5 protein-coding genes are annotated in these 11,290 nt (G+C 50.9%); all 5 read right to left on the reverse strand.

The window, feature by feature from the left end; all coding sequences use genetic code 11:
* Positions 1-83: 83 nt before the first annotated feature.
* The 5 genes from HMPREF9442_RS12820 to HMPREF9442_RS12840 all read right to left on the reverse strand — a co-directional run bounded on the left by HMPREF9442_RS12820 (position 84) and on the right by HMPREF9442_RS12840 (position 11,081).
* A complete protein-coding gene (locus HMPREF9442_RS12820) occupies positions 84-974 on the reverse strand; it encodes a T9SS type A sorting domain-containing protein (protein ID WP_008629343.1) in 891 nt (296 codons plus the stop codon).
* Between the two features lie 40 nt (positions 975-1,014).
* Positions 1,015-2,775: a RagB/SusD family nutrient uptake outer membrane protein gene (locus HMPREF9442_RS12825; RefSeq protein ID WP_008629345.1), complete on the reverse strand. Its 1,761-nt coding sequence runs from the start codon at positions 2,773-2,775 to the stop codon at positions 1,015-1,017.
* Positions 2,776-2,800: 25 nt separating this feature from the next.
* On the reverse strand, positions 2,801-5,881 hold the full coding sequence (locus tag HMPREF9442_RS12830; protein ID WP_008629347.1) for a SusC/RagA family TonB-linked outer membrane protein: 3,081 nt from the start codon (positions 5,879-5,881) through the stop codon (positions 2,801-2,803).
* A 12-nt stretch (positions 5,882-5,893) separates the two neighbouring features.
* Positions 5,894-8,500, reverse strand: coding sequence for a zinc-dependent metalloprotease (locus tag HMPREF9442_RS12835; RefSeq protein ID WP_008629349.1), 2,607 nt, complete (start codon positions 8,498-8,500; stop codon positions 5,894-5,896).
* 97 nt (positions 8,501-8,597) lie between these two features.
* A complete protein-coding gene (locus tag HMPREF9442_RS12840; RefSeq protein WP_008629351.1) occupies positions 8,598-11,081 on the reverse strand; it encodes a leucine-rich repeat domain-containing protein in 2,484 nt (827 codons plus the stop codon).
* Between the last annotated feature and the right edge of the window lie 209 nt (positions 11,082-11,290).

Consider the following 11,290-nt stretch of genomic DNA (forward strand, 5'->3'; position numbering starts at 1 on the left):
TTTTGTGTCTAACTTTTGGGGGGCAGTTCAATGTGGCTTAGCGGAGATTTCTTTTGTATTCATGAGTCCGGAAAGTTTGCGGATTATTGCACGGCTAATTTGCGGACAGAGTCACCGGCTTTCACGATATAGATGCCTTTGGGCATGTTAGACAGATCCATACGGTCGGTATGGGCGGCGTTCATCAGCAGTCCATTGGCGTTATACACCTTGATGTCGGCTGTTTCATTCAGCACCACGCGGTTGCCCTCAAAGAAGATGCGGGACTTCGGGGCTACGGTTTCCTTGATGTCCACCGTGCTGTTGGTCGGAGTGGTCACGCGGATGCCGTGGATGTAAATAGGGTCGGCAGTCAACGACTGGAAATAAGCATAAATCGGTTGGTTGCTTTTGAGTGAATAGGCTCCTTCGTTACCGTTCGTCAGGTTTTCTATGCCTGTCCAAGTGAAAATCCCTCCGCGAAACAGTGGTTTGAATACAGTGGAATAAGCTGCACTGATGACATCATAGTTGGTGAATACAGTATTGATATCCTTAGACCCCATCATACGTACGTATGTACTTCCTTCACGGGACAGACAAATGCTGTATGTGGAGCAAGAGGGCATGAGGACAGCAAAGCCTCCTCCGTTTGTACTCATACTAGCCGATGAGGCCGCTGTGACGATGGCTCCCGTACGGAAACCTTCTGCGCCGATTTCACCGCCTTCTCCGGCACCTTCCCAGAACGGGTCGGCATAAGTGGGAGGATAATCGGGAGCGATGTCTGCCGGTACCATTTGAATGATTTTGCCATTCGGGTCAATTTTATTGTCCGCTTCGTTGCAAAGGCCTACATACTTGTCTATCTTTTCTTGGGAGTCAAACCAAAGCCAACCGTCTGCGTCGACATCATAAAACAGGTTGTACTCCTGTGCCTGTACTCCGATGGTACAGGCCAAACCTAAAATTAAGGTACTGATAATCTTTTTCATTTTCTTTCTCTTTTTAGTTAAACAATCACTAATATCTATGTTATACTTCTACCCAATCCGGATTTTGGTCGATGCCGTGGTAGCGTATCTCGTCCCAAGGAATGGGAAGGTAATACTGCATCTTTTGGAACACGCGTACACGTTGTGGGAAACGGTTCATGTTGCTGATGGAATAAGTGGTTGTTTCGCCACGTTTCACGATTTTCATCGCTTTAAGCGGGTTGCTCGTTCCATTCAGCTTTTCCTCAGCTATGCCCCAACGGAAAAAATCCCAATATGAAGTTTCTTCAAAAGCCAGTTCCACGCGGCGTTCATTCACCAGTTGCTCCCATGTGAGCGAGGGTAACTCGTCCATGTGTACACGGCGGCGGATGGCGTTCACCTGGGTACGTGCCGCTTCTGTGTTGCCCAACCGGAACATTACTTCTGCATAATCCAGCAATACTTCCGCATAACGCCAGATGATGTAATTCTGGCTGCTGGCGTAGGCTTCGTCGTTGTTGATTTGTTGTTTTTCGTTGACGAACTTGCCCATATAGTACCCCGTGCGGGTCACGGCTGCTGTGGTGGACGTGCCGTAGGCCGTCAGGTCCTCTCCCGGGATTTCGTTGTTGCCTTCGCGTGTGTAGTGTATGTCCATGACATGCCCGTTATAGGTGGAGCCGTCATACAGGATATTGGCGTAGAAGCGGTAGTCGCGTCCCACATAAGGGTGCTGTGCATCGTAAGTGAGGCCGGCACGCATGCCATATTCATCCACATGGTTCTGCGTGGGCGTATAAGCGGCTGTCGTGCCCGTAAAGTGGGGAGCGGCGGCGTCACGATCCAGTTTATGGCCGAAGCCCGTGTCGTAATTGCCGTCGTCAGAGTGCTGTACTTCAAGAATGGATTCCTTGCTGTTCTTGGTGAGGAATATGTTCCGGTATTCTTGTTTGATACTTTCCTCATCCGTTCCGGCTATCTGTATCAAGTCGTAGTGCTGCAGGCCCATGAGGGTTTCGTAGGCTACCCGTGCCGAGTCGAGCATGTCGTGAGAACGGTCGTCGCTGAAGCCCAGATACGTTTTTTCCTGATTCTGAAATACGTCGCTCGAAGCCCATTGGAATGTTTTAGCCACCAACATGAGAGCTGCTCCTTGGGTGATGCGCCCTTCGTCCGTAGCATCATATTCCAAAGGGAGGACGGTGGCGGCAGCCCGGGCGTCGTCCACGATGGCCCGTACCATTTCTTCGTATGAGGCCCGCGGATATTTCCGGCTGTCATTCAACGGGTCGAGAGGCTCTTGGATGAGCATTACCCCGCCGAACTGCCTCCAGAGCATATAATAATAGTAGGCGCGGAAGAAATGTGCCTCGCCCAATATACGCTGTTTTTGGCTACCTTCGGCAATCTCGCCTTGGTTGACAAACAAGCGGTTTACGGACTGTATCTGTGTATAGTAGTTCGACCATTGTACTTGTGCCCAGTTAGTGATTTCTTTGGTGTTGCTTTTCAGTAAATCACCGTAACCGGCATTGTAATAGTCGTTCTTGGAGGGCACTATCTGATCGCCGAACCAGGGCATGTAGTAACGCGAAGCACTTTTGACCAAAGAGATGGTTGTGGGAACGTAAGTAGAGAAGCCGGAGTTCATGTTCCGGTACCATGGCAAGACATATTCGTCCAAAAGCATGGGGTTCTTCCAGATGTCTTTTTCCGACATCTTGTCTACGGGTGTGTCGCGGAACAGGTCGTCGCAGCCCGTGAAAGCGGTAAGGCTGGCGGCAAACAATCCGCAGAGGATATATTTTTTGAGAAGCATAACAATTCGTTTTAAGAAGTTAGACTTAGAAACCTAAATTCAAGGTGATTCCGTAAGAACGTTGGATAGGATAGCCGCGCAACGATTCCGGGTCCATCCCCAAGTCGCTGAGTGAAGACCAAGTGACCAGGTTACTGCCTTGCAAGGCAATGCTGGCCGACGTCAACTTGAGTTTCTTCAGCACGGCCGGTTGCAGGGCGTAGCCCAATGACAGGGATTTCAGGCGCAGGAAGTCACAGTCTCTTACCCAGAAAGTAGACTCTTTACGGTTGTTGTCATTAGCCGTGGCAAATTTGATGCGCGGCAGTGAGGCACCGGGATTGTCCGGTGTCCAGGTGTCCGTCAGGTGGTATTTCTGGAACCGCTGTAAGCTTCCGCTGTTCGTGGTGTAAAGTTCCTTGATGTTCTGTTGGTAACCTGTGGCGCCTTGGAACATGACGTTGACGAAAAATCCTTTGTAACTTGCACCGAGGCGCAGGCTGAAATTAAAGTCCGGGTTGGAAGAGTTTTTCACGTAAACCAAGTCTTTGGTGTCGAGTACGTGGTTTCCGTCCTGGTCTTTGTACTTGATGTCGCCGGGGGCCAGTGTGGCATTGCCTTGTCCGTCTTGATCGAGCGGCCAGTTGTCAATCTCTTCTTGCGACTGGAACAGGCCTTCGGCTTCATACATCGACCATACCATGCTGCTGCGTCCCACACGGCGCAGGTTAGGAGTAACGCTCGACTCATCGCCGAAATCCAGATATTTGTCCTGACTCTTGGCCAGTGTCAGGTCTACGTTGTACTTCACCTTGCCGACGGTGTTGCGGTGGGTCAATGTCAAGTCCCAACCCCAGGCTTTCAGTTTGCTGAAGTTCATGTTGGGCACGTTGCCGTCCACACCGGTCGAAGGTGGGTAGAGATAAGACGGGGCTGCTGTGATTTTATCCGTTTCGTAACGCCAATAGTGTTCGAAGGTCAGGCCGAAGCGGTTGTCCCAGAAACCCAGGTCTGCAGCGATGTTATAGTCGTGCGACTTTCCCCACGTCAGTTCGGGATTGGGATAATTGCCTGTAGACATGATGATGCCCGGACGGTAATTCCCCCCGATGTTATAACCCTCTCTTGTAGACTCTATATAAGTGAGCAGGTAAGAGTACTCTCCGACCAGTCCGTCATCGCCGAGCAGACCTGTGGAAGCCCGGAACTTGACATTGGAGAGCACCTTTTGTTTCCAGTTTTTGAAGAACGTTTCGTTAGACAGCACCCACGAGGCCGATACCGAAGGGAAGAAGCCCCACCGGTGATCGGGGTGGAAATAAGTGGAACCGTCCACACGGAAGCTAGCTTCCACAAAGTAACGGTAGTCATAGCCGTAGTTCAGTCGTCCGATGAGGGACGCACGTTGGTTGTACGTCTCGCTGCCCAACAGGCGTGCGGTCACGGCTGTCCCGATGGTCTCCGGATAGATGCTGGCGTTTTGGTTTTCGCCCGTCATGTATTGGTTGTGCGTCTGTTGGTAGTTGGCTACGAGCATGGCACCTACGTCGTGTTTGGCGGCAAATGTACGGTTGTAATTTATTCCGGCTTCATAAAGTTGGTTGTCTACAAAACGGTCGATTTGTTCGATGGAGACTTTGGCGGTCGGGTAGACCGTGTTCGGGTCGGTATCGAACTGTCCTGTCTGTTGGTCGTAAGTGTAGAGCGTAACAGGCTTATTGAAGGTTTTCTCTATGCGGGTATTGTTGTCGAACGTAGCCCGGGCATAGACGGAGAGGCCTTTCACCCAAGGCAGCTCCCAACGCAAGTTGGCCGTGATGGTGTTCATCTTTCCCGTGTCTTTGATGTAGCCGCCAAGACCTTCCACGTTGATGAGCGGGTTGCTGCCATCAGCACTGGCCAGATAACCATTGTCAAAACGCAAAACCTGCAACGGCGAGAAATTATAAGCGTTGTCGATGGTCGTATAACTGGAATTCTTGCTATTGGAGCGCGAACCGGTGAGGTCGAGCGAGAGCACCAAGCCTTTGGTCAGGGTAGCATCCAGTTTGGCCGAATAGTTGAAACGGTCGCGGTTGACTCCGCTGTATAAACCTTTGGAATGGGTATATCCGCCCGAGATGTAGTATTTCACGTATTGGTTACCTCCGTTGGCCGATACGCTGTGCGTAGTGGTATACCCCACATTGTCCAGGTAATCCAACAAGTTTTCATCGCCGTACACGTTCGGATTGGAGTGCGTGCGTATCATTTCCAACTGTTCGGGAGTATAGGCCGTATTGGTGGTTCCCGGCGTGTTCTCCACGGCACGGTTGTAGAGTTTGGCGTATTCGTAAGCGTCAAGGAAGTCCGGCAATTGCGTGGCTTGCTGGATATTCATCTGCCCTCGGTAGTTGACCGACACTTTTTGGTTGCCGGATGCCCGTTTGGTCTGTACTAAAATCACCCCGTTGGCGGCGCGGGCACCGTATACGGCAGCGGCAGCGGCATCTTTCAGGATAGAGATGCTCTCTATGTCGTCAGGATTCAGGTCGGACAAGCGCATTTCCCCGTCGCTGGTGGTCGTACCAAAACGCGGCACGCCGTCGATGACAAGCAAAGGAGAATTATTGATACCCCGGATATGCAGGTTAGCTTCCTTGGCACTGCTCGGGTCACCGGTGGTTTGCATGACTTGCAGGCCGGCCACTTGCCCGTAAAGGGCTTCATCGAGGTTGGCCGTCGGCAGGCTCAGCAGGTCTTTGCTCTTGATGGTCTCGATGGAGCCGGTGAGCGAAGCTTTCTTTTGCGTGCCGTATCCCACTACGACGAGTTCGTCCAGGTCCTGTGCGTCGTCTTCCAACGTGACTACAAGGTTTTTCTGTCCGGGTTTGATTTTGATGGTCTGGGTTTTGTATCCGAGGAATGAGATGACCAGTTCCGTCCCAGTTTCCGGAATGGAGAAGTTACCGTCCAGGTCGGTTACGGCTCCTCCCTGTGCATTCTTCCATTTGACGTGGGCTCCGATGACAGTCTCGCCTCCGCGGTCTATCACCTTGCCTTTCAATATGGGTTGTGGGGTTTGTGCCGCCAGTCCCCCGGCCAGGCACAAGGCGCCGATGAACAGCGCAGTTATTCTTTTTCCCATGGTGTAATGCGTTTAATTGGCAAATGTCCGCTCGATGAGCAGGATCTGATAATCGTAGAAATCTTTAGTGGAACCGGTTGCAGCGGCGCGGCGCGACTTGTAAAGGTTGAGCACTTTGCGCAAGCGTCCGGTCATGAGAGCGCCGATTTGTTCCTTGGTCAGCGTGGGCAGTCCGAAGTTGATGCGGGCAAACTCGTTGCCGTGGCTCATGCCGCAAGAGCAAGGGAAGTTTGAAGCCATTTCATCGAAAGCATCTTCTTGTGCAGTTTCCTGTCCGGTGGTTGGGTTTGGGGCAACATCCGTGTAGCCAACGAGGCTTGTCGAGGCTTTTGTCGTAGGGGCCAGTCCCGTATTTTTCAGCATGACGGAGATGGCTGCGGCTTGCAAATTTTGTTCGGCATCAGACAAACGGCCTCCGGTCGGGGCCTTGAAGAGGGCCGTGGTGACCTCGTCCAGATATTCGTCGAGGCGGTAGTTGTTTGCCGGATCCATGAGACCGCCTTCTTGGATACGGTAAAGTGTGGCCGAGTTGATGAGCGAGCTGACAATCATGGTTTGCAATTTGTCGTTCACGTTCATGTTGATTTCAAATTTACCAATCAGTTCTTTCACTGTCAACCATTCGTTGTAAGTGCGGGCTTGGTCCAATAGCCAAAGCATGGCTTCACGCTGCCGGTTGCGGTCGATATAGTGTTTGGCCGTCTCCTTGCCGTCTCCTTGCCGTATCTCTTCGTAACGGATACCCCCGATATAAGGCATGACGTGGCGCAGGTAACGGCTGTATTGGTTGACGATTTCGCGGTACATGTTTTCCATCTCGTCGTAGCGTTCGCCGCGTTCCATGTTCCATGTTTCAAGGTTTTGCATTAGAATCTTGAGGTTGCTGATGCCATAGTTGCCGGCTTTGATATGGTCATCGCCCAAGTCCTCCGTTTGGTCGGTCGGGTCTACGGTGCCGAAAAGCTGTTGTGCTCCGAATTCATACATGGGGTCTCCTGCCTTTTCGGCTATCCACTGGTCCAATGTCGGTTTTTCGGCTTCGGGAGTTGAGGCACCGGGAATCAAACGGTAGCCCCAGTTGATGGCGTGGATGTCGTACACGCCCAATACGGGCGGTGTCAGTTTTACACCCCGTTCGACATCACCCGGTTGGGCGACGAAGTTATTGCGGGCATAGTCCATGATACTCGGTGTCGTGCCGTACTTCTGCGTAAAAGAAGGGTTGCGTAACGAATCTACGGGGAAAGAGTAGCTGGCCCCCATATTGTGCATGAGTCCGAGCGTGTGGCCGATTTCGTGGGCGGCTGCATAACGGATGGATTCGCGCATCACGTCGTCGTCGAATACCTGGCAACGTACTCTTGGGTCTACCGCTCCCGTCTGCACGAAACGCCAGTTGTGGAGAAGGGAAATGATGTTGTGGTACCAGATGACGTCACCGGTAAGGATTTCGCCCGTACGCGGGTCCACATGGCTGGGCCCCATGGCGTTGGCCGTGGATGTCGCAGCATATTTGAAGCAGCTGTAGCGCATGTCGTCAGGGTCGAAGTCCGGGTCGTTTTTAGGATAATCCACAGCTTTGATGGCGTTCTTGAAACCGGCGGCTTCAAAAGCCGTATTCCAGTCTTCGATGCCCTGATGGATGGCCGTGCGCCACTTTTCGGGGAAAGCGGAATCTACGTAGAACACGATGGGCTTCTGCGGTTCCACCAGTTCGCCTTGGAAGTATTTGTCCAAGTCCTCTTTCTTCGGTTCCAAACGCCAACGATGGATGAACGTGCGCCGGATGAGGCGGTCTTGTTCCGAAGTATATATGCTTTTGTCGGAGTAGAAGAAACCTACGCGGTTGTCTTGCAGGCGCATCGGCATCGGGTCGTCGGGCAATGCAAAGAGCGAACGGTGCATGATGACCGAGTAAGGTTGGCCGAGCGGGGTGAGGGTGAATGAAAGGCGGCTTTTGATTTCGATGTTTTCCGGGAAACATTTCGAACTGACGATGCCAGAAGCATCCGGTACGAAAGTTCCTTTGAGTGAGTTGCCTCCTCCGAGCAGTTTGCTTAACGGATTATCGGTCTTGATAGGACTGATGGCTTTTTCGTTGGCACCGAAGAAAGCCGTAACGTCGATTACCACGTTCTTTCCGTTTTGGGCCGCGATTTTGAACCCTTTCAGCACGGGGTCATAAAAGTTCTTGTCGAAAGCCGATTCTATGGGGTCTGTCCCCGCTACGATGTCGCTGCTTTGTATTTGGTGTATGTACACGTTCCGTTCGTCCTTGCTGAAGCGGATTAATAGCGGCTGTGTGGCAATCTGTCCGGCTACGAAATCCCGTGTGTTGCTCGTAGCCGCTACGCGGTTGGCCAGGATATAGGTACGCCCGAAAGCGGAGTCCGGGATTTCGAAGTAAAGTTTTCCTTCTTTGGCATTGTATAAGGTGGTGAACAAGCCTTTCTGTACGGCGGCGTTTTTGGTCACTTTTTTATAATCGGCATTGACGGAGTCTTTTACCAATGCCGTTATTGCATTCTTGTTCTTTTTGCTCTTTCTTTTGGCTTCGGTTGGTTGGCAGACAGCCAGAGTGGCCAACAAGGCGAGAGTTATTCCTGTACTTTTTCTCATAATCGTCTTATTTTTGAGTGATTGATTTGTAGACAGCAGAAGATAAGAGAGGAGGATGAGAACTCGTCTTACCCTCCTCTCCAGTATATGTGCTATATTATTGGGCGTTTACTTTACATGAGATGTGATTGGCTTTTACAATATACAAGCCCGGTTCGAGGCTGAAGTTCACTGCATTTCCGCTTGCAGCCTGTATGGCAATGGCCTGTCCGGACAGGTTGTAAACCTTCACTTCGCAACCGTTTGTCAATCCTGTTACTAGCACGTTGCCGCGTGTGGCCGTAATGGCAGGGGCATTGTGGCGAGTGCCTTCTATATTGCTTCCGCCTTCCACGAGTGTGGTTGTGGTCTTGAACGTATTTGAACCGCTGAATTTCGGGAAAGCTTCAGTCGTCATTTCGCAGTACACGGGCGAATCTTGCTTCGTCAGGAAGGTGAACACGCCGTCTTCTTCGGTATAGTCAGTTCCGGCTACGAGTGCCGTGCCGTCCTCGGTCATCCACGTGTAAGTGGTCGTTTGTGGGCTCTCTGCCAGTCCGGTAATATGGTTTTGTGCCGAGAGGTCTACGGTTTCGTCCGCTTTTACTTCCGCTGCAATCTGCAAGGCGTTTTGCGGGGCATAGGTGAATGTCTTGCAAGGCAGTGCGGGAAGGGTAGCCAACGTGAAGTTGTTCTTGCTGCAGTTCACGCTTTTGGTCACGTTGTCGGCTTTGAGTTCCGTCAATTTGTTGCCTATGCAGAACAAGGTGCCTAAAGCCTCGCTTGCCGTCACATCCAACGAAGTGAGTTGGTTGTTGTTCAGGTTGACATAGGTAAGAGCCGTGTTTTTGCTCAGGTCGATGTCTGTGAGTTTGCAGTTCAGCAGGTACAGGCTCGACAGTTTCGTGTTGTTCGACAAGTCGATGGCTTCTATCGGGCAGTTGTTGAGCGACAAGTAATCCAATTCCGTATTTTGAGTTAAGTTTATTTGGGTCAAGGGCGTGTCTTTGGCATCCAAGCGGGTCAATTTCGTATTGGCCGTGAGGTCGAGCGTTTCCAAGTCGTTGTTGTAGCAGTTCAGCTTTTCCAACTTCGTGTTTTGGCTGAGGTCCAATGTCTTCAGTGCGTTGGTATACACGTTCAGTTCTTTCAAGTCGGTGGCGGCCGATGTGTTGACGGCAGTCACTTGTGCGCCGTCCACACGTGAATCGCAGCCGAAGACAGAGATTTCGCGGGCATAGATTTTGATGTGGCCTTCTCCGGCAGGTGTACCGGTCACGGTGGTAGTCGTACCATATTCGTCTGCCAATGCGATGGTGTCCGTTGTCATACGCTGTCCGTTGCCCCAATCCACCATGATGCGGTTGGCTTCCGTTGTGGATGCGAATGTGAGGTTACGTTCATTGCCGTCCACGTCAGCGGTAAGCGTCAAGTAAAGTTCCGGCTCGGTTTCAATGGTAGTCTGTGCGGTCTTAAAAGTATTTGTGCCTGAAAATTTAGGGAAGGCCTCTGTGGTCATTTCACAGTAAACAGGTTCGTCGAAAGCTTTCAGGAACGTGAATACATCATTTTCCATTGTGTAGTCCGTGCCCGCCTGCAGTTCGGTGTCGCCTGTTTTCCATACGAATGTGGTTTTTTGTGCTTCGGTAGTCAGTCCGGTAAGGTTGTCTTGTGCGGAAAGGTCGATTTTCTCACCCTGCCATATTCGTTTCATGATTTGCAAGGCGTTTTGCGGGGCATAAGTGTAAGTCTTGCAAGGCAGTGCGGGCAAGGTGGCCAACGTGAAGTTGTTTTTGCTACAGTTCACGCTTTTGGTCACATTGTCGGCCTTAAGTTCCGTCAATTGGTTGCCCATGCAGAACAAGGTGCCTAAAGCCTCGCTTGCTGTCACATCCAAAGAGGTCAGTTGGTTGTTGTTCAAGTTGACATAAGTAAGAGCCGTGTTTTTGCTCAGGTCGATGTCTGTGAGTTTGCAGTTCAGCAGGTACAGGCTCGACAGTTTCGTGTTGTTCGACAAGTCGATGGCTTCTATCGGGCAGTTGTTGAGCGACAAATAGCTCAGTTCCTTGTTTTGGGTCAAGTCAATTTTGGCCAAGGGCGTGTCTTTGGCATCCAGGCGTGTCAGTTTCTTGTTTGCCGTGAGGTCGAGTGTTTCCAAGTCGTTGTTGTAGCAGTTCAGCTTTTCCAACTTCGTGTTTTGGCTGAGGTCCAATGTCTTCAGTGCGTTGGTATACACGTTCAGTTCTTTCAAGTCGGTGGCAGCCGATGTGTTAATGGCTGTTACATGTGCTCCCTCCAGGTGTGAGTCGCAGCCGAATACAGTGATGCCGTTGCCATAGATTTTGATGATACCTTCCCCGGTGGGCGTACCGGTTACGGTAGTAGTCGCACCGTATTCGTCTGCTACGGCAATTTCTTCTGTTTCCACGAGTTTTCCGTCTCCCCAGTCGATTTGCAGTTTATGACCGGTTTCTGTCATGGCAAAGACCAAATTGCGTGCATTACCGTCGATTTCAACGGTTAACGTGATGGCCGGTTCGGTTTGTGCATAAGTGACGATGCCGAACATGGCGAATAGGATAGAGAGTAGATACTTCTTCATAGACGTTTGTTTTTAATTAGGAAATAGTTTTTAGTCTCTTTTTGTCCGTTTTTATTCTTCCTGCGAACCGGTTGCTCTCTTAATAAGAGAGCGATTGCATAATTATGCAACTCTATAACACCCTCAAAGATAAGCAAAAGGATGAAACCCACAAAACAAAATGCATGTTTTCATATAACAAAGACTATAATTAAGTTCATCAAATAAGC

It is taken from the genome of Paraprevotella xylaniphila YIT 11841 (assembly GCF_000205165.1).
Lineage (GTDB): Bacteria > Bacteroidota > Bacteroidia > Bacteroidales > Bacteroidaceae > Paraprevotella > Paraprevotella xylaniphila.